This window comes from Kiloniellales bacterium, from assembly GCA_030064845.1.
Classification (GTDB): domain Bacteria; phylum Pseudomonadota; class Alphaproteobacteria; order Kiloniellales; family JAKSDN01; genus JASJEC01.
On record JASJEC010000001.1, the window covers coordinates 62,033 to 83,369 of the forward strand.

Annotated in this window: 22 protein-coding genes; 9 read left to right on the forward strand and 13 right to left on the reverse strand. The window is 68.3% G+C overall.

What is annotated here, in order from left to right; all coding sequences use genetic code 11:
* Nucleotides 1–6 precede the first annotated feature (6 nt).
* The 4 genes from pdeM to QNJ67_00285 form a co-directional block, all read right to left on the reverse strand.
* On the reverse strand, nucleotides 7–699 hold the full coding sequence (gene pdeM, locus QNJ67_00270; protein MDJ0607382.1) for a ligase-associated DNA damage response endonuclease PdeM: 693 nt from the start codon (nucleotides 697–699) through the stop codon (nucleotides 7–9).
* The gene (locus tag QNJ67_00275; GenBank protein MDJ0607383.1) at nucleotides 696–3,104 is read right to left on the reverse strand and encodes a ligase-associated DNA damage response DEXH box helicase; all 2,409 of its coding nucleotides are present in this window, start codon (nucleotides 3,102–3,104) and stop codon (nucleotides 696–698) included. The genes pdeM and QNJ67_00275 overlap by 4 nt, the downstream gene beginning before the upstream one ends.
* Before the next feature lie 94 nt (nucleotides 3,105–3,198).
* The gene (locus QNJ67_00280) at nucleotides 3,199–4,113 is read right to left on the reverse strand and encodes a pseudouridine-5'-phosphate glycosidase (GenBank protein ID MDJ0607384.1); all 915 of its coding nucleotides are present in this window, start codon (nucleotides 4,111–4,113) and stop codon (nucleotides 3,199–3,201) included.
* Nucleotides 4,114–4,161: 48 nt separating this feature from the next.
* Complete coding sequence (locus QNJ67_00285) at nucleotides 4,162–4,596, reverse strand: HIT family protein (protein MDJ0607385.1); 435 nt, start codon at nucleotides 4,594–4,596, stop codon at nucleotides 4,162–4,164.
* A 365-nt stretch (nucleotides 4,597–4,961) separates the two neighbouring features.
* Here QNJ67_00285 and QNJ67_00290 point away from each other — a divergent pair, with 365 nt between their 5' ends.
* From QNJ67_00290 to QNJ67_00300, 3 genes are read left to right on the forward strand one after another with little or no spacing between them, the layout of a single operon-like run.
* Nucleotides 4,962–5,999 (forward strand): ligase-associated DNA damage response exonuclease, encoded by a 1,038-nt coding sequence (locus QNJ67_00290; GenBank protein MDJ0607386.1) that lies wholly within the window; start codon nucleotides 4,962–4,964, stop codon nucleotides 5,997–5,999.
* Complete coding sequence (locus QNJ67_00295) at nucleotides 5,996–7,591, forward strand: cisplatin damage response ATP-dependent DNA ligase (GenBank protein ID MDJ0607387.1); 1,596 nt, start codon at nucleotides 5,996–5,998, stop codon at nucleotides 7,589–7,591. Before QNJ67_00290 ends, QNJ67_00295 begins: the two co-directional genes overlap by 4 nt.
* A 17-nt stretch (nucleotides 7,592–7,608) precedes the next feature.
* Nucleotides 7,609–7,752, forward strand: a complete 144-nt coding sequence (locus QNJ67_00300; protein ID MDJ0607388.1) for a hypothetical protein — start codon at nucleotides 7,609–7,611, stop codon at nucleotides 7,750–7,752.
* Between the two features lie 17 nt (nucleotides 7,753–7,769).
* Here the strand turns inward: QNJ67_00300 and QNJ67_00305 are convergent, their stop codons facing one another.
* Both QNJ67_00305 and QNJ67_00310 read right to left on the reverse strand, forming a co-directional pair.
* Complete coding sequence (locus QNJ67_00305; GenBank protein ID MDJ0607389.1) at nucleotides 7,770–8,198, reverse strand: META domain-containing protein; 429 nt, start codon at nucleotides 8,196–8,198, stop codon at nucleotides 7,770–7,772.
* 93 nt (nucleotides 8,199–8,291) lie between these two features.
* Nucleotides 8,292–9,164 carry a hypothetical protein gene (locus tag QNJ67_00310; protein MDJ0607390.1) on the reverse strand — a complete coding sequence of 291 codons (873 nt, stop codon included), beginning with the start codon at nucleotides 9,162–9,164 and terminating at the stop codon, nucleotides 8,292–8,294.
* Nucleotides 9,165–9,355: 191 nt separating this feature from the next.
* Between QNJ67_00310 and argS the strand changes: the two genes are divergently transcribed.
* From argS to QNJ67_00325, 3 genes are all read left to right on the forward strand, one after another.
* The gene (gene argS / locus QNJ67_00315) at nucleotides 9,356–11,125 is read left to right on the forward strand and encodes an arginine--tRNA ligase (protein ID MDJ0607391.1); all 1,770 of its coding nucleotides are present in this window, start codon (nucleotides 9,356–9,358) and stop codon (nucleotides 11,123–11,125) included.
* Between the two features lie 152 nt (nucleotides 11,126–11,277).
* The gene (locus QNJ67_00320; protein MDJ0607392.1) at nucleotides 11,278–12,426 is read left to right on the forward strand and encodes a 2'-deoxycytidine 5'-triphosphate deaminase; all 1,149 of its coding nucleotides are present in this window, start codon (nucleotides 11,278–11,280) and stop codon (nucleotides 12,424–12,426) included.
* A 90-nt stretch (nucleotides 12,427–12,516) separates the two neighbouring features.
* On the forward strand, nucleotides 12,517–13,146 hold the full coding sequence (locus QNJ67_00325; protein MDJ0607393.1) for a DUF2799 domain-containing protein: 630 nt from the start codon (nucleotides 12,517–12,519) through the stop codon (nucleotides 13,144–13,146).
* Here the strand turns inward: QNJ67_00325 and QNJ67_00330 are convergent.
* Both QNJ67_00330 and QNJ67_00335 read right to left on the reverse strand, forming a co-directional pair.
* Nucleotides 13,134–13,694 (reverse strand): HD domain-containing protein, encoded by a 561-nt coding sequence (locus tag QNJ67_00330; protein MDJ0607394.1) that lies wholly within the window; start codon nucleotides 13,692–13,694, stop codon nucleotides 13,134–13,136. The genes QNJ67_00325 and QNJ67_00330 overlap by 13 nt on opposite strands.
* Nucleotides 13,691–14,653 (reverse strand): radical SAM protein, encoded by a 963-nt coding sequence (locus QNJ67_00335; protein MDJ0607395.1) that lies wholly within the window; start codon nucleotides 14,651–14,653, stop codon nucleotides 13,691–13,693. The genes QNJ67_00330 and QNJ67_00335 overlap by 4 nt, the downstream gene beginning before the upstream one ends.
* A gap of 246 nt (nucleotides 14,654–14,899) precedes the next feature.
* On the opposite strand from QNJ67_00335, the gene QNJ67_00340 reads away from it, so the two are divergent.
* Nucleotides 14,900–15,613 carry an HAD family hydrolase gene (locus tag QNJ67_00340; GenBank protein ID MDJ0607396.1) on the forward strand — a complete coding sequence of 238 codons (714 nt, stop codon included), beginning with the start codon at nucleotides 14,900–14,902 and terminating at the stop codon, nucleotides 15,611–15,613.
* A gap of 130 nt (nucleotides 15,614–15,743) precedes the next feature.
* Nucleotides 15,744–15,953 carry a cold-shock protein gene (locus QNJ67_00345; GenBank protein MDJ0607397.1) on the forward strand — a complete coding sequence of 70 codons (210 nt, stop codon included), beginning with the start codon at nucleotides 15,744–15,746 and terminating at the stop codon, nucleotides 15,951–15,953.
* Here QNJ67_00345 and bmt read toward each other — a convergent pair.
* Nucleotides 15,950–17,017, reverse strand: coding sequence for a betaine--homocysteine S-methyltransferase (gene bmt / locus QNJ67_00350; GenBank protein MDJ0607398.1), 1,068 nt, complete (start codon nucleotides 17,015–17,017; stop codon nucleotides 15,950–15,952). The two genes, QNJ67_00345 and bmt, sit on opposite strands and share 4 nt — an antisense overlap.
* A gap of 120 nt (nucleotides 17,018–17,137) precedes the next feature.
* Nucleotides 17,138–17,548, reverse strand: a complete 411-nt coding sequence (locus QNJ67_00355) for a GFA family protein (GenBank protein MDJ0607399.1) — start codon at nucleotides 17,546–17,548, stop codon at nucleotides 17,138–17,140.
* A 139-nt stretch (nucleotides 17,549–17,687) separates the two neighbouring features.
* Between QNJ67_00355 and QNJ67_00360 the strand changes: the two genes are divergently transcribed.
* A complete protein-coding gene (locus tag QNJ67_00360; GenBank protein ID MDJ0607400.1) occupies nucleotides 17,688–19,259 on the forward strand; it encodes a trimethylamine methyltransferase family protein in 1,572 nt (523 codons plus the stop codon).
* 42 nt (nucleotides 19,260–19,301) lie between these two features.
* Here QNJ67_00360 and QNJ67_00365 read toward each other — a convergent pair whose 3' ends face one another.
* The 3 genes from QNJ67_00365 to QNJ67_00375 are packed head-to-tail and all read right to left on the reverse strand — an operon-like array spanning nucleotide 19,302 to nucleotide 21,310.
* On the reverse strand, nucleotides 19,302–20,027 hold the full coding sequence (locus tag QNJ67_00365) for an META domain-containing protein (GenBank protein MDJ0607401.1): 726 nt from the start codon (nucleotides 20,025–20,027) through the stop codon (nucleotides 19,302–19,304).
* Nucleotides 20,028–20,037: 10 nt separating this feature from the next.
* Nucleotides 20,038–20,499 (reverse strand): hypothetical protein, encoded by a 462-nt coding sequence (locus QNJ67_00370; GenBank protein MDJ0607402.1) that lies wholly within the window; start codon nucleotides 20,497–20,499, stop codon nucleotides 20,038–20,040.
* Nucleotides 20,500–20,527: 28 nt separating this feature from the next.
* Nucleotides 20,528–21,310 carry a class II glutamine amidotransferase gene (locus QNJ67_00375; protein MDJ0607403.1) on the reverse strand — a complete coding sequence of 261 codons (783 nt, stop codon included), beginning with the start codon at nucleotides 21,308–21,310 and terminating at the stop codon, nucleotides 20,528–20,530.
* Nucleotides 21,311–21,337 lie beyond the last annotated feature (27 nt).

The following is a 21,337-nucleotide window of genomic DNA, read 5'->3' on the forward strand; positions in this document are numbered from 1 at the left end:
GATGGATCAGTACGCGATCGGCGAGAGGGCGGACTTGGGAAAAGGGAAAAGTCCGTCGCGCCCCAGCAGGTAGACCTGGAACTGTCGGACCAGGAGCCCGGCAATCGCCGGGTCGAGCACGTCGAGCCCCCCGGCATAGGCGCCGAAGGCGGGCAGGATGAGGCGCCGCCCGTCGGTCACGAAGCAGCGCCCCGTGACGCGCTTGACCTTGAGCCGGACCGCCGCCTTGGGATGGAAGTGCCCACTGACCTCGCCGGCCGCCGGCCGGCCGGCCTCAGCCTCGTGGCGGAAGCGCAGCGGCCCGGCGACGACCTCTTCGACGGCCGTGCCGCCCCAGTCTTCCGGCGGCGCGGGGTCGTGGTTGCCGCAGACCCAGGTCCAGTCGAGCGCCGCCGTCAGGGTGCGCAGACGGTCGCCGTCCCGCGGCGCGAGCCTGGCCGCGGCGCGCTTGTCGTGAAAGCTGTCGCCGAGCGCGATCACGCGCTCGGGCCGGTGCCGGGTGACCACGTCCTCCAGGCGCTCCAGGGTGGCGGCCGTGTCGTAGGGCGGCAGCAGCTGGCCGCGCTCGGCGAAGGCCGATCCCTTCTCGAGGTGCAGGTCGGCCACGATTAGGGTCTTCCGGGCCGGCCAGAACAGGGCGCCGCTGCGATCCGCCAGCAGGTCCGCGCCGTTCAGCCGGAGCGCGAGGGCGCCGCTCATAGCGGCATCTCGGCCTGCGGGTCGTCGTCCAGTTGCGTGGCCTCCTCGATCAAGCTCCGCGCCCCTTCGTCCAGGAGCTCGTCGAGCGCGGAGCCGTAGACCTGCTCCTTGCCGACCTCGAGCAGAACCGGCACGGCGAGCGGCGAGACGCGGTCCAGGGCCCGGTGCACGATGCGGCCCCGGACGCGGCTCAGCATGTCGCCCAGGCGCCGGATGTCGGTCAGGCCGCCGGCGGCGTCGGCCCGGGTCGCGCGCAGCAGCACGTGGTCAGGCTCGTGTTTACGCAGCACGTCGTAGATGAGATCGGCGTTGAAGGTGACCTGGCGCCCGGTCTTCTCACGGCCCGGTGAGCGCGGCTCGATCAGTCCGGCGATCACCGCCACCTTGCGGAAGGTCCGGCGGAGCATGGAAGACTCGGCCATCCAGGCCTCAAGGTCGTCGCCCAGCATGTCCTCGTCAAACAGGCCGGCCACGTCGGTGACCGCCTCGAGGCTCCAGACCGCCAGCACGTAATCGGTCGCGACGAAGCCGAGCGGGCCGAGGCCGGCCCGCTCCATCCGCCGTGTCAGCAGCATCCCAAGGGTCTGGTGCGCGTTGCGGCCCTCGAAGCAGTAGGCGACCATGAACTGCTTGTGGCCGCGCGGAAAGGTCTCGACCAGCAGGCCGTCAGCCGGCGGCATGACCGAGCGCCAGCGCTGCAGGCGCAGCCACTCGCCGACCGCCTCGGGCAGGGCGCCCCAGCGGGCCGGCGCTTCCAGCATGCCGCGCACCCGGTCGGCGAGGTGGGTCGAGAGCGGCAGGCGGCCGCCCATGAAGGCCGGCACCTTGGGCTCGTCGCCGCTCTGCGCCCGGCTCACCTCGACCCAGGTCTCGCGCACGCCCTCGAAGCGCAGCAGCTCGCCGGCAAAGACGAAGGTGTCGCCGGGCACCAGCCCGTTGGCGAAGTACTCCTCGACCTCGCCGAGAAAGCGCCCGCGCCTGAGCCTCACCTTGAGAGTAGGGGCCTCGACGATGGTGCCGACGTTCATGCGGTAGCGGCGGGCGTGCACCTGGGACACGATGCGGTAGCGCCCGTCAGGATCGCGCGACAGGCGGCGGTAGCGTTCGTAGTTGGCGAGGGCGTAGCCGCCGTCGGCCACGAAGGCGAGCACATCGTCGAAATCGGTCCGGCCGAGGTCGGCGTAGGGCGCGGCCCGCGTGACCTCGCGATAGAGCGCGTCGGCAATAAAGGGCTGCGAGCAGGCGGTGCCAAGGATGTGCTGCGCCAGCACGTCAAGCCCGCCGGGGCGCGGCGGGTCGCCGTCGAGGGTGCCGGCGCGCAGACCTTCGAGGGCGGCCCGGCACTCCAGCACCTCGAAGCGGTTGGCCGGCACCAGGAGCGCCCGGCTCGGCCGGTCGAGGCGGTGGTTCGAGCGGCCGATCCGCTGCAGCAGGCGCGACACGCCCTTGGGGGCGCCGACCTGGATCACCAGGTCGACCGCCGCCCAGTCGATCCCCAGGTCGAGGGACGAGGTCGCCACCACGGCGCGCAGCCGGCCGCCCGACATGGCGGCCTCGACCTTGCGCCGCTGCTCGACCGAGAGGCTGCCGTGGTGCATCGCGATCGGCAGGGCGTCCTCGTTGAGCCGCCACAGGGCGCGAAAGACCAGCTCGGCCTGGGCGCGGGTGTTGACGAAGACCAGCGTCGTCCCGGCCTCGCGGACCCGCTGGTAGACCTCCGCTAGCGCGTGGATCGCCATATGGCCGGACCAGGGCAGCCGCTCGCGGGTCACCAGGATATCGATCTCGGGATCGGGACCGCCGGGCGCCTTGATCAGGCGCGGTGCTTCCCGGTCGGTCCGGCCGCTGGCCGAGAGCCACGCCAGCAGGGCGTCGGGATGGGGCACCGTCGCCGAGAGACCGACCCGCCGGCAGGCCGGCGCCAGCGCCTGGAGCCGGGTCAGGGCGAGGCTGAGCAGGTCGCCGCGCTTGTTGTCGGCCAGCGCGTGCAGCTCGTCGACGATCACGCAGCGCAGGCCCTGGAACACCCGGGGCGCGTCGGCGTAGGACAGCAGGAGCGACAGCGACTCGGGCGTGGTCAGCAGGATTTGCGGCGGCCGGCGGCGCTGCCGCTGGCGCTTGGACTGGGGCGTGTCGCCGGTGCGCGTCTCACAGGCGATCTCGAGACCCAGCTCGTCGATCGGCGTGGTCAGGTTGCGATGGATGTCGACCGCAAGCGCCTTCAGCGGCGAAACGTAGAGCGTGTGCAGGCCGGTGTGGGGCGCCTGGAAGAGCTCGATCAGGCTGGGCAGGAAACCGGCCAGGGTCTTGCCGCCGCCGGTCGGCGCGATCAGCAGGGCCGACTCCTGGGCATCGGCGGCCGAGAGCATCTCCAGCTGGTGGCGGTGCGGCGCCCAGCCGCGCATCCTGAACCAGGCGGCGAACTGCTGGGGCAGGAGCGGGGAGATGGCGCCAGCGGCGGCCGGCGGACCGGCCGTCTCCCCGACGTTCAAGGCAACATCAGTCATGGGCGGCGAGCTCCCGGGCGATCTCGGCCGCGAGCGCGGCGTTGGCCTCGATCAGCGCCTTGTTCACTGCGAGCGTGCGCCCGCCGCTGAGCTCGAAGAGCTGCCGCAGCAGGAAGGGGGTCAGGGACTTGCCGATGACGTCCTCGGCCGCCGCGCGCCGTTCCGCCTCGGCCAGCCAGGCCTCCAGCTCGTCGCGATCCAGCGCGGCGCCGTCGGGCGGCGGGTTGGCGATCAGCGTCCCGCTCCCCAGGCCGAGTGCGTGCTGGGCGCGCAGGATTGCCGCCGCGTCGGCGGGCGTGTCGACCCGGGCCTCGAGCGCGAGGCCGCTCGAGCGCAGGTAGAAGGCCGGGAACTCGTCGCAGCGATAGCCGATTACCGCGACCCCCTGCGTCTCCAGCATCTCCAGCGTGCGCGGCAGGTCGAGTATCGACTTGGCCCCCGAGGCGATCACGGCCACGGGCGTGCGGCCCAGTTCGATCAGGTCCGCGGAGATGTCCAGGCTGGCTTCGCCGCCGCGGTGAACCCCGCCGATCCCGCCGGTCGCCAGAACCGATATGCCGGCGCGCTGCGCCGCGTACAGCGTGGCCGCCACGGTGGTTGCGCCCATGACGCCGGCGGCGACCGCCCGGGCCATGTCGCGCCGGCTGACCTTGAGGACGTCGGACCCCGTGGCGAAGGCCTCGATCTCCGCGCGGTTCAATCCGACGACGACGCCGCCCCCGACGATCCCGATGGTCGCCGGCAGGGCGCCGGCGGTGCGCACCCGCGCCTCGGCGCCGAGGGCGGTTTCCAGGTTGTCGGGGTAGGGCAGCCCCTGCGCGATCAGCGTCGACTCGAGCGCGACCACGGGTCGGCGGCGGGCAACGGCTTCAGCAATTTCCGGACGAATCTCGAACGGATCGGGCATGGCCGGCATGATAGCGCCGCGCCTGCGCTTCGAAAGCGGGATTCGGTATCAGAGAGCGGCGAAGGCCGAGCGCAGATCGGATACCAGCTCTTCGGCGATTTCCTGTTCGTAGGTCCTCGCCGGCACCGCGCCCCAGACCGGCTTCGGCCAGGCGGGGTCGGTATCGAACCGCGCGATCACATGGATATGAAGCTGCGGCACCATGTTGCCGAGCGCCGCGACGTTCATCTTGTCCGGCTTGAACAGGCCCTGCAGCGCGCGCGATGCGCGTACGATCTCGTCCATGACCTTGGCCAGGTCGTTCGGTAGGAGGTCGTGCAGGTCGCGCAGGCCCGGCCTTTCCGGAACCAGGATGAGCCAGGGGAAATTGGCGTCGTTCATCAGGAGCACGCGCGAAAGCGCCCAGCGGGCGACGGGAAACGTGTCCCTTTCGAGCATGTCATGGAGCGTGAAGGAACTCGACGCTCGGGTCGCTGCGGTCATCCTGCGCCGATCCGGCTGATGGCGGGAAAAGTTTCAAAAGTAATTGATAGACTACGAACAACGAATCCTCGTTAACCATGGTTACGCCAGGAGACTTCGTGAAACAAGGTGCAAAAATTCCCAAGAGTGCCTTCGGTTTCGACTAGGTGTTTTGTTTGTGGCTATCTTTGCTATTTTGCTCGTCGCGGTGCGCGGCCTCGAGCGCGATCTGTCCTGGCCCGAAGTCACCGGCCGGAAAGGCGGGCTTCGTCTCGGGTAATGGATCGTGTTTCGATCCTAAGCACATGATCTGGCGCGGTTTCACGCGTCCCGAGGCGAAACACAAAGTGGTTCCGGCCGGCCATGTTCCGAACTAGGCTGTCGTCATGAGCGTCAGCGCCGAGGATTGGCTGCGGGTCACGGGCAGGGGTCTCTACTGCGAGCCGGGCGGATTCTATGTTGATCCGACCGCGCCGGTAGACCGCGCGGTGATCACCCACGGCCACGCCGACCATGCGCGGCCCGGTCACGAATCGGTGCTCGCGACTGCCGAGACGCTTGCGATCATGGAAGTCCGCTACGGCGATGCGGCCGGAGTCACGAAGCAGAGCCTCGGCTACGGCGAGACCCTGACAGTCGGTGAGGTCGCGGTTCGGCTGGTGCCCGCGGGCCACGTTCTCGGCAGCGCCCAAGCGGTGCTGGAGTGGCGCGGGTCCCGGGTCGTGGTGTCGGGGGACTACAAGCGGCGGCGCGACCCGACCTGTCCCGCGTTCGAGCCGATCGGCTGCGACGTCTTCATCACCGAGGCGACCTTCGGGCTCCCGGTGTTCCGCCACCCGCCGGCGGATCAGGAGGTGGCCAAGGTGCTGGCCTCTCTCGCCGCCTTCCCGGAGCGTCCCCACGTGATCGGCGCCTATGCGCTCGGCAAGGCGCAGCGGGTCATCGCGCTACTACGCGAGGCGGGATTCGAGCGCCCGATCTATCTGCACGGCGCGCTTACGCGCCTGACCCGGCTCTACCAGGATCTCGGTCTCGAGCTCGGCGACCTGCGGCCGGTCGCCGGGGTGGAGAAGGAGCAGCTGCGCGGCGAGATCGTCATGGCGCCGCCCTCGGCGCTGGCCGACCGCTGGTCGCGGCGCCTCGAAGAACCGGTAACCGCCATGGCCTCGGGCTGGATGCGCGTGCGCCAGCGGGCGCGCCAGCGCGGTGTCGAGTTGCCGCTCGTGATCTCGGACCACGCCGACTGGGACGAGTTGACCGCGACCCTGTCCGAGGTCGGTGCCGCGGAAGTCTGGGTGACCCACGGCAACGAGGAGGCCCTGGTCCATCAGGCGGCCAAGGTCGGGCTGAGCGCACGGGCGCTCTCCCTGGTCGGCCGCGGCGAGGACGAGCAGGAAACCGAGCCGGCGGAGGCGTCGGCGTGAAGGATTTCGCGGAGCTGCTCGACCGCCTGGTCTTCACGTCCTCGCGCAACGACAAGCTGCGCCTCATGACCCGTTACTTTCAGGCGACTCCGGACCCGGCGCGGGGCTACGCCCTGGCGGCGCTGACCGGACGGCGCGACTTCCCCGCGGCGAAGCCGGCCCTGATCCGGGGCCTCGTCGAGTCTCGGGTCGATCCGGTGCTCTTCGCCTGGTCCTACGACTATGTCGGGGATCTCGCCGAGACCGCCGCCTTGATCTGGCCGGCGCGGCCCGGCGCCGAGGCCGCGCCGCCGCTTACCGAGGTGGTCGAGCGTTTGCGGAGTGCTGGACGCAGCGAGGTTCCCCGTCTGCTCGCGGCCTGGCTCGACGCACTCGACGCGACCGGCCGCTGGGCACTGCTGAAGCTGATCACCGGGGGGCTCAGGGTGGGCGTCTCGGCGCGCCTTGCGAAGACCGCCCTGGCCGCGCTCCCGGGCGAGGGTGGCCAGGGCCGGGTGCTGGCGGAAATCGAGGAGCTCTGGCACGGGATCGAGCCGCCGTTCGAGGAACTCTTCGCCTGGCTGGAGGGTTCCGGGCCCAAGCCGAGCATCGATCAGCGCGCGGCCTTCCGGCCCTTCATGCTGGCGCACCCGCTCGAGGAGACGGACATGGCGACGCTGTCGCCCGGGGACTTCCTCGCCGAGTGGAAGTGGGACGGCATCCGGGTCCAGTTGGCGGCCGACGGCGCCCAGGCCAAGCTGTTCTCGCGCAACGGCGACGAGATCGGCGGCGCCTTCCCGGACCTGCTTGAGGCCGCGCGGTTCAACGCGGTGCTCGACGGCGAGCTGCTGGTCGTGCGCGACGGCGCGGTGGCGCCCTTCAACGACCTGCAGCAGCGCCTCAATCGCAAGACGGTCTCGGCCAAGCAGCTCGCCGGCTTCCCCGCGCATCTCAGGGCTTACGACATGCTGTTCCTCGACGGCGAGGATCTGCGCGGCTTTCCCCTCGCGGAACGTCGCCGGCGCCTGGAGACCTGGTTTTCCGAGGCTCGGCCCGCGCGCCTCGATCTCTCGCCGCTGATCGAGTTCGGGACCTGGGACCAGCTCCGAGAGCGCCGGGCGACGGCGCGCGAGCGGGGCATCGAGGGCCTGATGCTCAAGCGCGCCGACAGCGCCTATGTGGCCGGGCGGCAAAAGGGGCCCTGGTTCAAATGGAAGCGGGACGCGCTCACCCTCGACACCGTCCTGATGTACGCCCAGCGGGGCCACGGCAAGCGCTCGTCCTACTACTCTGACTATACTTTCGGGGCCTGGCGCCGGGCGCAGGCGGGTGAGGAGCTGGTGCCGGTCGGCAAGGCCTATTTCGGCTTTACCGACGAGGAGCTGAGGCGGCTCGACAAGTGGGTCCGCGACAACACGGTCGAGCGCTTCGGCCCGGTCCGCGCGGTCAAGCCCGGCCTCGTGCTGGAGGTCGCCTTCGATGCCGTCCATCCCTCGACCCGGCACAAGTCGGGCCTCGCCATGCGGTTTCCGCGGATCCACCGGATCCGCTGGGACAAGCCGGCCGCCGAGGCCGACAAGGTCGAGACGCTGGAAGCGATGATCGAGGGCTGACGCGGACGCGGTAGCAGGTGATCACCAACATTTCCGGGGTGGCCAAGAAGACAGGCGCCGCTGCCGAGCAGGTGCTCGATGCCGCCCATGAGCTATCGCGCGAGTCGGAGACGCTGAAGACCCGGATCGAAGACTTCCTGCACGACATGTGGGCCGCTTGAGGCCCCGCAACCGACTCTCAGGGCGTGCCGGCCTCGAAGCCCAGGCTGGCGGCGCCCTTGTTGTCGTAGAGCACCAGTTCGTCGCCGGTCAGCGTGTAGCGTTCCGTCCGGTCGAGCGCGTTGAGGAAGTCCAGCTCCTGGTCCATGTTGCCGATGCAGGCGCGGCGAGTCGCCGCCACGGGGCCGAAGCTTAAGCTTTGGCCATCGGTCTCGAAGCCGCCGGTAAAGTTGTTGCAGCCGGCATAGCCCCTAACCTTCTCGATGTCCGCTTCGAGGACGAGGTGTATCTCCCGGTCCTCGGCGCCGGGCTCGGCCGGCTTGCCCTCCAGCTCGACCAGCCGCCAGTAGGTCCCGGTCAGCGTAGGATCGCCGCCACCAATCGTGTCGCAAGAGGACAGCAGCGCGGAGGAGAGGGCGAGGGCGAGAAGGTATCGGGGCCGGACCATGGCGCATGCTCCTTCGAAAGGGGGCAAGATAGGCGGACAGACTAGGCCAGATCGCCGAATCCGTCGCCGGGAAAGTGACCGCCGTAGGGCCAATCAGTCTTCCAGACGGTCGCTGCGCTCGCCGGCCTTCTCGGCCTGGATGTGCACAGGCAGCACCCTGCCGTAGAGCTGGCGGGTGCGCTCGACCCGGCCGATCATGCCGGGCTCGCGGGCGTAGGAGAAGATCGTCGTGAAACGCGGCCGCGCCCCGGCGACCTCGGTCACCCGGTGCAGCGAGTTGCGGCCCTTGAAGATCTGCAGATCGCCGGGGGAGAGATCGAGCGAGAGCACGCCCTCCCGCCCGCCGGCCAGGACCCGCGCCACGCCCGGGTAGTTCTCGTCATCAGCCGAGCGAATGTTGGGGGCGTATTCGAAGAGGCCGCCTTCGTCGGCGGGCTGGGTCAGGATCGAGACCGAGAAGTCGTTGGTGTCGAAGTGCCAGGGGAAGGCCTCGCCGGGCCCGACCACGTTGACGATGGTATCGGCCACCGGATCCGCGTACTTGTGCAGCACCGCTTCGCCCAGGCAGTCGGCCACGAAGGCCGTGAACGGAGGCCAGTCGTAGAGCCGGCGCTGCACCGAGCCGGCGTCGATCTCGTCGGCCGGGACGAAGGCGCTGGTCCGATCCATGAAGATTCGTTTGGGATGGCCGGCCGGCAGGCTCTCGTCGTCCACGCCGAAATAGACATTGGTCCGGCACTTCGAGACGAAGGCGCGGTGCGAGACTTCCTTGTTGTCGGCCCGCAGCGCGGCGAGCGCCGCGTCGGTCAGGAAGCCGGGCAGGGAGACACAGCCGCGGGCGGCGATCTCCCGGCGGCAATTCTCGACGAGATCCTGGTAGGGACGGCGGCCGGGCTCGTGGATCGGATAGCGTTCGAGGTCCACGAGATCGCCGCCGTCCTGCTCTTGGGCGGATGAGTGGCTCATGCCGCGAGCTCCGATGGCGCTCTGTTCTATAGGCAAGGATGACAGGGACCGATCGCGACGCGCGCTGAAATTCGACCCGGGCCGTCGCGAAACCGCCGGGGCTTGTCCGCCGGCCCCGGCTGCGCTATCCCGCTCGGCGAGTTCCGGGCGGTCCTCGACCTGCCCAACGCAGCGACGGTTGCCGCCAATCCATGGCTTCTCTCACCGCCATCCTGACCGACCTTGTGGCCGACGCCTTCCAGGCCCTGGACCTGCCGCGCGACCTGGGTCGGGTGCGCCGCTCGGACCGTCCCGACCTGGGGCAGTTCCAGTGCAACGGCGCCATGCCCGCGGCCAAGCAGGCTCGAAAGGCGCCGCGCCAGATCGCCGAGGAGATCCTGGCCGGACCGGTCCTGAAGGCTGATCCGCGCATCGCCCGGACCGAGATCGCCGGCCCCGGCTTCATCAACATCGACGTGACCGACGCCTATCTGGCGGAACGGGCCAACGCGATCGCCGCCGATCCGCGCCTCGGTTGCCCCGAGGTCGAGAAGCCGCGCCGCGTGATCCTGGACTACGGCGGGCCCAACGTCGCCAAGTCGATGCACGTCGGCCACCTACGCGCCTCGATCATCGGCGACTCGCTGCGCCGCCTCTTCGCCTTCGCCGGCGACAAGACCTGGGGCGACGTGCATATGGGCGACTGGGGGCTGCCCATGGGCATGCTGATCAACGAGCTGGCACAGCGTCACCCCGACTGGCCCTACTTCGACTCCGCGTTCAACGGACCCTATCCGGCGGAGAGCCCGGTCACCCTGGAGGACCTGGAGCGGACATATCCCGCGGCGGCGGCGCGCTGCAAGGCCGAGCCGGAAGAGTTGGAGAAGGCGCGCCAGGCGACCGCCGAGCTGCAGGTCGGGCGGCTAGGATACCGTGCGCTATGGCAGCACTTCATGGACATCTCGATCGCCGCCATGAAGAAGGACTTCGGCAGCCTGGGGGTGCATTTCGACCTCTGGCTCGGCGAGGCGGTGGTCCACGACCTGATCGAGCCCATGGTCGATGACATGCGGGAGAAGGGCGTCGCCGAGGAAAGCGAGGGCGCCATTGTCGTATCGGTGGCCGAGGCGGGCGACAAGAAGGAGATCCCGCCGCTGATCCTGCTGAAGTCGGACGGCGCGGTGATGTACAGCACGACCGATATGGCCACGGTCGAGCACCGCCGCCGGGAGATCGGGCCCGAGCTGGTGCTCTACGTGGTCGATCAGCGCCAGCACCTCCACTTCGAGCAGGTGTTCCGGGCGGTCCACAAGGCCGGGATCGACGGCGGCGCGGCCCTGGAGCACATCGGCTTCGGCACGGTCAACGGTCCCGACGGCAAGCCTTTCAAGACCCGCGCGGGCGGCGTCATGAAACTGGGCGACCTGATCGACGGTGCCAAGGAGATGGCGTTGAAGCGCCTGGACGAGGCCGGTCTTGCCAAGGACTACCCCGAGGAAGAGCGGGTCGAGATCGCGCGCAAGGTCGGCCTGGCGGCGATCCGCTTCGCCGATCTCAGCAATTACAGGCTGTCCAACTACATCTTCGACCTGGACCGCTTCACCCGCTTCGAGGGCAAGACCGGCCCCTACCTGCTCTACGCCGCGGTGCGCATCAAGTCGCTGCTGCGCAAGGCCGAGGCGCGGGGATTCGAGCCCGGCGCAATCCTCCCGCCGGGCGAGGTGGAGCGCAGCCTCGTGATCACCCTGGGGCTGCTGCCCGACGCGGTGGCCGCCGCCTACGAGCGGCGCGCGCCCAACGAGCTCTGCGACTTCGCCTACGGGCTGGCCCAGGAGTTCAGCCGCTTCTATCAGAACTGCCACATCCTGAGCGAGACCGACGAAGCCCTGCGCGCCTCCCGCCTGGGCCTGGCGGCGGTCAGCCTGAAACAGCTGGAGCTGGTCCTGTCGCTGCTGGGGATTGAAACGCCGGAGCGTATGTGAGAAGCGGGGAAAACCTGAATAGCTGTTGGATTCCCGGCGGCTAGGCCGGGACAGAACGGTGGGCTTTTTCTTCCGGCGTGTGCAAAAGAAAGTGTTTTATCGTATTGAAACAAAACGATAGCTTGAGCGCCTACTCCGGGAGGTCACGTGGCATGTCGCAGGCCTTGGAACCTTTGGCGATCACGGCGGACGGCGACGGGCCGTCTTTTCTGCGTCACTCGACGGGAATCCTGCCGTCCCAGGCGATCCGCGAACTGCTCAGGGTCGGTGAGATCCGCGCCGGCAATCCGATCGCGGAGGCGCAGATCCAGCCCTCGAGCCTCGACCTGCGGCTCGGTCCCGTGGCCTACCGGGTCAACGCTTCCTTTCTGCCGGGACCGCGGTCGACCGTCGAGGAGAAGATCGCCGCCTTCGGCATGCACGAGATCGACCTAGAGGGCGGCGCGGTGCTGGAGAAGGGCTGCGTCTACATCGCGCCCCTGCAGGAAGAGCTCAAGCTCAGCAGCCGGATCTACGGCCTCGCCAACCCGAAGAGCTCGATCGGGCGGATCGACGTCTTCACCCGCTTGATCGCCGATCGCGCGGTCGAGTTCGACCGCGTGGAGAGCGGCTACCAGGGACCCCTCTACGTCGAGATATCGCCGCGCGCCTTCAGCGTCGTCGTGCGCAGCGGCTCCAGGCTCAACCAGCTTCGCCTGCGGCGTGGCTCGCACCACTACAGCGACAGCGCCCTGCGCCGGCTTCACGACCAGGTCCGGCTGATCGACAAGGACCTGCCGGGCGGCGACATATCCCAGGGGATTCCGCTCACCATCGACCTGCCGCGCGAGCCCGAAGGCGTGATCGGCTACAAGGCCCGCAGGCACCGGGGGCTGATCGATGTCGACCTCGAACAGGCCTATGCGATCCAGGACTTCTGGGAGCCGATCCGTGCTCGGCCGCGCGAGGGCCTGATCCTCAATCCCGACGATTTCTACATCCTGGCATCGAAGGAATCGGTCACTGTTCCGCCCGATCACGCCGCCGAGATGGTCGCCTACGATACACTTGTGGGCGAGTTCCGGGTCCATTACGCCGGGTTCTTTGATCCGGGGTTCGGCCACGCGGAGGATAGCGGAACCCGCGCGGTCCTCGAAGTGCGCTCCCACGAGGTGCCCTTCGTTCTGGAAGACGGCCAGGTGGTCGGCCGGCTGGTCTACGAGCGCCTGCTCGACCAGCCGGACAAGCTCTACGGCCGCGACATCGGCTCGTCCTACCAGCGCCAGGGCCTGGCGCTCAGCAAGCACTTCAAGCGGGACTGATCAGGTCGACCGAGTACGAGCAATCGCCCCAGGATTAACCGAGCCTTAAAGCAGGTCGCCTAAACCTCCGGGATATCCGGAGGAACGACCATGCGCTCCATACTAGCCTCTTTGATTTTGCTCGCTCTCGCCGGCTGCGCCAGCAAGGGCATGGACGAAGCCCAGTGCCAGACCGCCGATTGGCGCGCCATCGGCTACGAGGACGGCGCCAAGGGCTACAGCGCCGACAGCTTCGGGCGTCACCGCAAGGCCTGCGCCGAATTCGGCATCGCCGCGAAGTTCGACGACTACATGGTCGGCCACGGCGAGGGTCTGACCGGCTATTGCCGGCCGGTCAACGGCTACAATCTAGGCCTGAGCGGCAAGCGCTACGGCGGGATCTGCCCGGTCTCGCAGGAAGCGGCCTTCGCCGCGGCCCACGCCGACGGCTTCGGCCTCTATCAGCGGCGCAGCGAGGTGAACCGGATCGGCAAGGAGCTGAGCTGGAGCAAGGCCCGGGCGGAGAAGATCGAATTCCTCCTAGTCGAGAAGACCGCCCGCCTGGTCGAGCCGACCTTGATTCCTACCGAGCGGGCCGCAATCGCGATCGAGCTGAAACAGCTGACCGAGGAGAAGATCGATCTCGAGCGGTCGATCCGCACGCTCGAGATCGACTACGCCGACGCGGAGGCCGAGTACGAAGCCTACCGCGAAGAGATCGACAACCGCTACCGCGGCTGATCCTTCCCGGTCCGGCCGCGGTAGATGCGCTCGGCCTCGGCCAGCGCTTCGTCGAAGCGCGCCTCGCAGTCCGCGTGCACGCCGCGCAGCCCGTCGATCACGCTGCGCGCCCAATCCAGGTAGTCGAGCCGGCGTTGTTCCGACCATTCGGCCGGCGGGCTGGTCGCGATGGCCCGGATGTTCGACGTCTTGTCGCACAGCTTGAGGATCTTGGCCCGGGTACTGTGGTTCGGCGCGTTCTCGATCTGCCGGCGCTTGCGTTCCCGCGACGGCAAGGAGGTGTCGTCCGTCACCTCCTGGACGAGGTCGGCCACGTCATGACCGAACAGCGTCAAGATCTCGCCGTAGGTCGTTTCGGTGTCTTCGATCGTGTCGTGCAGGATCGCGGCAATGATCAGGTTCTCGTCCGCGCCGTCGGTCGCTTCGGCGACCAGCTCAGCCACCTCGCAGAGGTGGTTGATGTAGGGTTCCCTGGCCTCGCCCTTACGCTTCTGGGTGACGTGGCGCGCGGCCGCCAGGGCGTAGGCGCGGGTGATCCGAAGGCTCACGTCGCTTTGCTGCAGGACCCGCCGCCGAGGACGCAGAAGCGGGCGCAGTGCGGATGGTTGAGCATCACCTTGTCCTGGGCCTCGGCGAGGGTATTGCCCATGATGAAGGAATCCTGATCGGGCAGCAGCGTGCAGGGCATGACGACCGGGCGAAGGTCGCCTTTGCGCTTGACCACCATCCGGGAGCTGGCGCACATGATCGACTCGGGCGCGATACCAAGGATGCCCCAGCAGCTTTCCGTAATCTCGGGGACGTCGGCATCCGCGTCCATTTCGGGGAAGATCACCAGGACCTCGGGGTCAGCGGCGTCGATCCCGATGCCGAGTTCGCGGAACAGGCGCGCGTAGCCGGCGCGCAGCTCCTCGTCCGACTCGTGCCACATGCTGCGCCCCGCGGCGCGGACATTGAAGCCCTTCCGCGCCAGCCAGGTCAGCCCGTCGACAGTCGGTTGCCAGCTGTGCGGACCCCGCTCGATCTCGTGCATGGCCTTGGTGTAGTGGTCGATCGACACCCGCAGGACCAGGGCTTGGCCGTAGCGCTTGAGCAAGCCCTCGAGGCTGTCGGCGCACTTCATCATGGGCCGCATGGCGTTGGTCAGCACCAAGGTCTGGAAGCCGCGCGACAGCGATGTTTCGAGGATCTCCATGATCGCCGGATTCATGAAGGGCTCGCCGCCGGTCAGGCCGATCTCCAGGGTCGGCAGACCCAGCTCGGCGATCTCGTCGAGGTAGGCCGAGACCTCCTCGGCCGTGATGTAGACCAGGCGGTCGTTCTTCGGGCTGGATTCGATATAGCAGTTGACGCAGGCCAGATTGCACAGCGTCCCGGTATTGAACCAGAGCGTCGCCAGGGAAGTCAGGCCGACCGACGCGCGCTGCTCGCCCTTGGCCGTCCGCTCGGGGTCCTGGAACTTGCCGGGGTTCGAGCGCTCAAGCTCAAGGGTCAGGGCCTGGGTCATGCTGGGTCCTTGCCTGCTGTTTCGACTGCTCGTCGGGAACCGTCGGTCGAACGAACCGACACGTGTTTAGATAGGCGACTGGTCGGGGTTGCCACAATCACAAATTCTGGAGTTGCCCGCCGCCGGACCTGGCCGCGGGGAAGTGGGCTTGCCGATCCTTTCACATTGATGTGAATTTGCCTCTAACGCTTAGCTGTCGTGCGACGGCGTCGGGCTTCTGACCGCATCCCGCCGCGGGGGACTGTGATGGCCATTCGGGGGGTACTCTTCGACAAGGACGGCACGCTGCTGGACTTCGCGGCGACCTGGCTCCCGGTATTGCGGGAAGCCGCCGCGGCGGCCGCGGCCGATCACCCGCAGCTGATACCGCCTTTGTTGGAAGCGGGCGGCTACGACGAGCGGAGCGGGCGGGTGCGCTCGGGGTCGCTGCTGGCGGCCGGCACCACGGCTGAAATCTGCGCCGCTTGGGCCGAACTCCTGCCCGGCGGAGGCAGAGCGGACCTGCTCGCCGCCGTGGAACGGACCTTCGTCGAAGGCGGCGCCCGCCACGCGGTCCCGGTGACCGATCTGGCCGCCTTGTTTCGGCGCCTGAAGGGCCGCAGTCTGTCTCTGGGCGTCGCGACAAGCGATAGCGAGGCCGGCGCGCTAGCCTCCCTCGGACCCTTCGACATACTCGACGAGATCGAGTTCCTCGCCGGCTACGACAGCGGCTACGGCGCCAAGCCGGGTCCGGGCATGGTTCACGGGTTCTGTCGCTCGGTCGGTCTCGATCCCCGTGAGACCGCCGTCGTGGGCGACAATCCGCACGACTTGGAGATGGGCCGGCGCGCCGGCGTCGGTCTTAAGATCGGCGTGCTGACCGGAACCAGCACCCGTGCAGAACTGGCCGACAAGGCCGATTTTGTTTTTCCTTCTATCAGCATGTTAGAAGATTTTTTTGACAAGAATTCGAAGCTGTAATCCGGCCCCGGTCGCGATTGCCGGTTGATATCCGGCCGCCTGATCACCATACCCCAGCAATCGAACGATCGATCCCGCGATCCCGCATCGCCCGAGGGGTCGAATTGCAAAGCTGCGCGAGGAAGGTGCGATGGCAAAAGGCAAGGTCAAGTGGTTCAACAGCGTCAAGGGTTACGGGTTCATCATGCCCGACGACGGCTCCAAGGACGCTTTTGTGCACATTTCCGCGGTAGAGAAGGCGGGGCGCGCCAACCTCGAGGAGGGCGAAGAGGTCGAATACGACCTGGTGCCCGGGCAGGGCGGTCGCAGCTCGGCCGAAAACCTGAAGTTTCCCGGCTAGAAGCTAGGAGCCTTGTCGCGTGCGGCGCGGCGGCGGCCCCGTCGCGCGCCGCGTTCCGATTGTTTCGGTTTCTCTCCGAGCGGTGACTTGGCGAACAGGTTCTGCGCGCCCCTGGAGATCGGTCCCAGCCGCTCCATCAGATCCTCCACGCTGGGCTTCTCGCCTTTGCTGTGCTCTAAGAGCGCCTCGCGCATGTAGCGCAGGTGCTTCGCGGTCGTGCCGCAGCACCCGCCGATGATCCGGGCCCCGGAGTCCAGGGCCAGGGTGGCATAGTCCGCCATCAGTTCCGGCGTGCCGGTGTAGTGGATCTCGCCTTCGACGAACTCGGGAATGCCGCAGTTGCTCTTGGCGATGATCACATCGTCCGGCGCCGCTGCCTCGGCCATGCTGACGATTGTCGCCACCAGCTCGGCGGCGCCGACGCCGCAGTTGGCGCCGTAGGCGACGGGGCGGGACTCGAGCTGACCCATCATGCCGGCGATCTGGCTCGGCGTGACCCCCATCATCGAGCAGCCGTTGGTGTCGAAGCTCATGGTGCAGACGGCCGGCAGCCCACTCGAGGCCGCGCCCCTGACGGCGGCGGTCAGCTCGTCGATCGAAGACATGGTCTCGATCCACAGGAGGTCGCACCCGCCCGCCGCCAATCCTTTGGCCTGCTCGGCGAAGGCCGCCGTGCCCTCGGCCACGGTGAGCGGTCCTAGCGGCTCGAACAGCTCGCCGGTCGGGCCCATGGACCCGGCGACCAGCACCGGCCGCCCGGCCGCGTCCGCGACTTCCCGCGCCAGGCCGGCGGCGGCGCGATTGATCTCGACCACGCGGTTCTGCGCCTCGTGCAGCTTGAGCCGCTGGGCCGTGCCGCCGAAGGTGTTGGTCAGAACGATGTCGGCGCCCGCATCGACGAAACTTCGCACGAGATCGCGCACCGGAACCTGGTTCGTCAGGTTCCAGAGCTCGGGCGCGTCTCCGTGTTGGAGCCCGGCCAGGAAGAGGTTGGTGCCGGTCGCGCCGTCGGCGAGCAACCAGGGCCGGGCGGCGAGGAGCGAAGTGATCCCCTGCTGGGGCATAGCCTTGTTGTCTCCGTGAAAGAAGAGGGCGGCAGACTAGGAAATGGGCCGCTACTCCTTGAAAACGCTATATATTGCGGTGCACAAGGTCAAGCGCTTTGCGCTCCGTCGGAAACGGGGTCAGCGTCCCCGGGGCCGGGTTGGCAGGCCGTCGTCGATCAGCGTGAAGTCGGCCTTGTCGTCGACGTAGATGTGCTCGACCACGTGCAGTCCGGTAGGCTGATTCAGGCTGCCGGCATAGATGCTCACGGTCTCGGCGCCGTCGCGATCCCAGAACAGATGCGAGCCGCAGGTCCGGCAGAATGCCCGCCGAAAGCCAGGGCTCGCGACGAACCAGGTGACGGCGTCCTCGCCGTCGATTTCCAGGCCCGCGCGGGAAACCGCCGTGGCGACCGCAAAGTTGCCGCTCATCCGCCGGCACTGGCCGCAGTGACAGGCGATCAGCGGGCGCAGCGGGCCCGTGGTGCGGTAGCGCACGGCGCCGCAGAGGCAGCCGCCGGCCTTCGACGTCGGATTGTCGCTTGAGGTCATCCTGGTCTCCAGATGCGGGTATAGTATGAAGGCGGAGCGGGGTCGCGCCGCATCTGCGTTCTTCCCGGTCGCGAAGACGCAAGAGGCGCCGCGGGCCAGCCGCGAATAATCCGGCGGCGTGAGCGAGGAGTCCAGACGCATGAGCGACACGGCCACTGAAGCGGGGGCGCGCCGCGGCCGGCGGGGCCGGGGCGAGGCCGGCGGCGCAGACGCCCGCCGGGCGGCCCGGCGCGGCGCCAAGTCCGGCAAGCAGAAACCGATTGTTCGGCAGATCCCGCCCTATCGGATCCTCTCGGAGGAAGGCCTCGCGCTTATCGAGGAGAACGCCGATACCGTCCTCGAGGAGGTCGGGATCGAGTTCCGCGACGATCCCGAGGCCCTCGCAATCTGGAAAGAGGCGGGCGCCGACATCGACGGTGAGCGGGTGCGCTTTCCCAGGGGCCTGTGCCGCAGCCTGATCCAGGGCTCGGCCCCCAAGGAGTTCGTGCAGCACGCGCGGAACCCGGAGCGCACGGTCCGGATCGGCGGCGACGCCACGGTATTCGCGCCGGTCTACGGACCGCCCTTCGTCAGCGACCTGGACGGCGGGCGGCGTTACGCGACGATCGAGGACTTCCAGAACTTCGTGAAGCTCGCCTTCATGGCGCCCTCGATCCACCACTCTGGCGGCACGGTCTGCGAGCCGGTCGACATCCCGGTCAACAAGCGCCACCTGGACATGGTCTACAGCCACCTGCGCTATTCCGACCTGCCCTTCATGGGCTCGGTGACCGCGCCCGAGCGGGCCGAGGATACGGTCGAGATGGCAAAGCTGGTGTTCGGCGCGGACTTCGTTGAAGAGAACACGGTGGTTGTCAGCCTTATCAACGCCAACTCGCCGATGACCTTCGACGACACCATGTTGGGGGCGCTCAAGGTCTATGCCCGGCACAACCAGGCGACCATCGTCACGCCATTCATCCTCTCGGGCGCGATGGCGCCGGTCACGCCGGTCGGCGTGATGACCCAGACCCTGGCCGAGGCCCTGGCGGGCATCGCCTTCGCGCAGCTCGTCCGGCCCGGCGCGCCGGTCATCATGGGCAGCTTCGCGAGCTCTATGTCGATGCAGTCGGGCGCGCCCACCTTCGGGACGCCGGAGCCGGCCCTGGTGCTCTACGGCATGGCCGAGCTGGCCCGCCGCCTCGGGGTGCCGTTCCGTTCCGGCGGCTCGCTCTGCGCGGCCAAGACGCCCGACGCCCAGGCGGCCCACGAGAGCAGCCAGACCCTGATGCCCACGGTTCTCGGCGGCGTGAACTTCGTGCTCCACGCCGCCGGCTGGTTAGAGGGCGGCCTGGTCTCTAGCTACGAGAAGTTCGTGATCGACGCCGACCAGCTCGGCATGATGCAGACCTTCTGCCAGGGCTACGACATCACCGAGAACGGCCAGGCCATGGACGCGATCCGCGAGGTCGGCCCGGGCCAGCACTTCCTTGGCTGCGCCCATACCCAGGCCAACTTCGAGACCGCCTTCTACCGCTCGGCCGTGGCCGATAACAACTCGTTCGAGCAGTGGGAGGCCGAGGGCTCCAAGGACACGGTCCAGCGCGCCAACGCACTGTGCAAAAAATGGCTCGCCGAATACGAGGCCCCGGCGCTCGACCCCGGCGTCGACGAGGCGCTCATGGCCTTCATCCGCGAGCGCAAGGATTCTATGCCCGACGCCTTCGCGTGAGCCGCACAGCCTTCCTACCGACCCGGTTCTGTTCGACTCCGTTCAATCCCAGTCCATGCGCGCGAATTGCGCAACGACGCCGCCGCGCTCGTCTAGCAGCGCGAGCACCAGATGCCAGGCGGCCCGGGTTCTGCTTTCCTCCAGCATTGCAAGGAACCGCGCCTCACCCGCCATGATTTCCTCGGGACAGATCTTCCGCGTCGTAGCCAGCGGCCCGACCGAGAGCGACCCGCGATCCTCTGCGTAGCTTCCCATGAAACGGTTACATCCCGCGTCGCCACTGACGTGCCCGCCGGATTGGAAGGCGATCGTGGCCTCGAGGTCGGCCAGTCCGTCGCCGATCCGCACCAGGCGCCACTCGGAGCCGCGCAGCGCGCCGAGGCGCCCGCCGCCGCGGAAACGGTCGGGCGGCCCGCCCTCGGCGAGGAAACGGCCGGGGACCCAGCCGACCACCCGCTCGAAGCCGACCAGGCACCAGCGGCGGTGACGCGATGCTTCACGCTCGCTCTCGCTCGCCTCGGTCCACTCCTGCAAAGTCAGCCCGCCGCGGCACCCCATGTTCGCCAGACCGCCGGCGTCGTGCGGCAGCTCGGCGATGACGGTAGACCCGGTCGAGGCGCCGGTTCTGAGGCTGAGCGTTTCGGTCGCGTCGACGTCGACCACGCGATAGAAGTCGGGACCCGAGGCTTCCGCCAGGGCCGACGTCGCCGGCAGAACCGTCGGAACCAGGGCGCAGAGGGCGACGAGGAGCAGTCTGAAAGCGATCACCGCCCGAGTCTCACAGGCAGTCGAAGACCGGCGGCCAGATCGTGATCATTACGTCGGGGTCCTTGCAAGGCCGCGCGAAGCCGCGCTCGATCAGACGCGTGCCGAGATCGATCTCGCGCCCGTCGGTCGGCCCGAAGACGACGCAGTCGCCCACCAGCGCGCCGCCCCCTGGCGCGGCCATCCGTGCACCGGTCAGCCGGCACTCCACCTCGCGTCCGGTCACGGCGAGCGCGCGCATGAACGCCAGTGCGTCGTCCCGCCGCCCGTCGAGGACGAAGGGCGTCCGCAGGCGGATCTCGATCGCGCCGATCCAGACGCTCTCGGGCCGGGTCACGTCGCCGACCTTGCCGATCAGCCGCGCGTCGTAGTGCGGCTCGGGGGTCTCCGACGCGCCGGCGCCTACACAGGCCGCCGTCAGGGCGAGGACCCAGACGAGGAGCAGGTGCGCGGCTTTCGGTAGCTTGGGCGTCATGCGGACCTCCGATGGTTCCGAGCGTGCTTCATGATCGACCCGAAGGCGAGATCGGCAGTCCGTCGTGGAACACAACCAGGCTGCCTGGTTCCATGACGACCCAGTCCTCGCCTTCGGTCAGGGGCCGTGTCGCGATCACGGTGACGATGTCTTTGGGTGTGGTCTCCTTGGCGAAGTCCACAGTCAGCTCGGTGTCGATCAGGCTGGCCTCGCCGAAGGGCGCGCGGCGGGTCAGCCAGCTCAGTTTCGTGCTGCAGAAGCAGTAGAGGTAGCGTGAATCGCAGAGCAGCATGTTGAAGGTGCCGAGCGCCGCCAGCTCTTCGGCCAGCGTCCGGATCAGCCTGCGCAAAGCGCGGTCGCTCCGGGGCGGCGCCGGATAGCGCTCGCGGATTTGGTCGAGCAGCCAGCAGAAAGCGTGCTCGCTGTCGGTCGTGCCGATCGGCCGGTAGTGATCGAGCGGCCGGGTCTTGACGCCCTTGAGCTTGCCGTTGTGGGCGAAGCACCAGCTCCGGCCCCAGAGCTCGCGGGTGAAGGGGTGGGTGTTCTCGAGAGAAACCCGCCCGTTGGTCGCCTTGCGGATATGGCAGATCACGTTGAGGCTCTTCACCGAGTGGCTCTGGACCAGTTCGGCAATTTCGGACTCGCAACCCGGCTTGGGGTCGTGAAAGCTGCGGCAGCGCTTACCTTCGTAGAAGGAGATGCCCCAGCCGTCTCGGTGGTGATCGGTCCGCCCGCCGCGCTGGATCAGCCCCGAGAAGCTGAAGCGGATGTCCGTCGGGACGTTGCAGTTCATGCCGAGCAGCTCGCACATGGCGGCAAGTTTAGCCCGGGCGCGCGC

Bases quoted from the DNA above. Each gene is read 5' to 3' on its own strand.
- pdeM (MDJ0607382.1), bottom strand. From the start codon at position 699: ATGAGCGGCGCCCTCGCGCTCCGGCTGAACGGCGCGGACCTGCTGGCG.
- QNJ67_00275 (MDJ0607383.1), bottom strand. From the start codon at position 3,104: ATGCGCGGCTGGGCGCCGCACCGCCACCAGCTGGAGATGCTCTCGGCC.
- QNJ67_00280 (MDJ0607384.1), bottom strand. From the start codon at position 4,113: ATGCCCGATCCGTTCGAGATTCGTCCGGAAATTGCTGAAGCCGTTGCC.
- QNJ67_00285 (MDJ0607385.1), bottom strand. From the start codon at position 4,596: ATGACCGCAGCGACCCGAGCGTCGAGTTCCTTCACGCTCCATGACATG.
- QNJ67_00290 (MDJ0607386.1), top strand. From the start codon at position 4,962: ATGAGCGTCAGCGCCGAGGATTGGCTGCGGGTCACGGGCAGGGGTCTC.
- QNJ67_00305 (MDJ0607389.1), bottom strand. From the start codon at position 8,198: ATGGTCCGGCCCCGATACCTTCTCGCCCTCGCCCTCTCCTCCGCGCTG.
- QNJ67_00310 (MDJ0607390.1), bottom strand. From the start codon at position 9,164: ATGAGCCACTCATCCGCCCAAGAGCAGGACGGCGGCGATCTCGTGGAC.
- argS (MDJ0607391.1), top strand. From the start codon at position 9,356: ATGGCTTCTCTCACCGCCATCCTGACCGACCTTGTGGCCGACGCCTTC.
- QNJ67_00320 (MDJ0607392.1), top strand. From the start codon at position 11,278: ATGTCGCAGGCCTTGGAACCTTTGGCGATCACGGCGGACGGCGACGGG.
- QNJ67_00325 (MDJ0607393.1), top strand. From the start codon at position 12,517: ATGCGCTCCATACTAGCCTCTTTGATTTTGCTCGCTCTCGCCGGCTGC.
- QNJ67_00335 (MDJ0607395.1), bottom strand. From the start codon at position 14,653: ATGACCCAGGCCCTGACCCTTGAGCTTGAGCGCTCGAACCCCGGCAAG.
- QNJ67_00340 (MDJ0607396.1), top strand. From the start codon at position 14,900: ATGGCCATTCGGGGGGTACTCTTCGACAAGGACGGCACGCTGCTGGAC.
- QNJ67_00345 (MDJ0607397.1), top strand. From the start codon at position 15,744: ATGGCAAAAGGCAAGGTCAAGTGGTTCAACAGCGTCAAGGGTTACGGG.
- bmt (MDJ0607398.1), bottom strand. From the start codon at position 17,017: ATGCCCCAGCAGGGGATCACTTCGCTCCTCGCCGCCCGGCCCTGGTTG.
- QNJ67_00355 (MDJ0607399.1), bottom strand. From the start codon at position 17,548: ATGACCTCAAGCGACAATCCGACGTCGAAGGCCGGCGGCTGCCTCTGC.
- QNJ67_00360 (MDJ0607400.1), top strand. From the start codon at position 17,688: ATGAGCGACACGGCCACTGAAGCGGGGGCGCGCCGCGGCCGGCGGGGC.
- QNJ67_00370 (MDJ0607402.1), bottom strand. From the start codon at position 20,499: ATGACGCCCAAGCTACCGAAAGCCGCGCACCTGCTCCTCGTCTGGGTC.
- QNJ67_00375 (MDJ0607403.1), bottom strand. From the start codon at position 21,310: ATGTGCGAGCTGCTCGGCATGAACTGCAACGTCCCGACGGACATCCGC.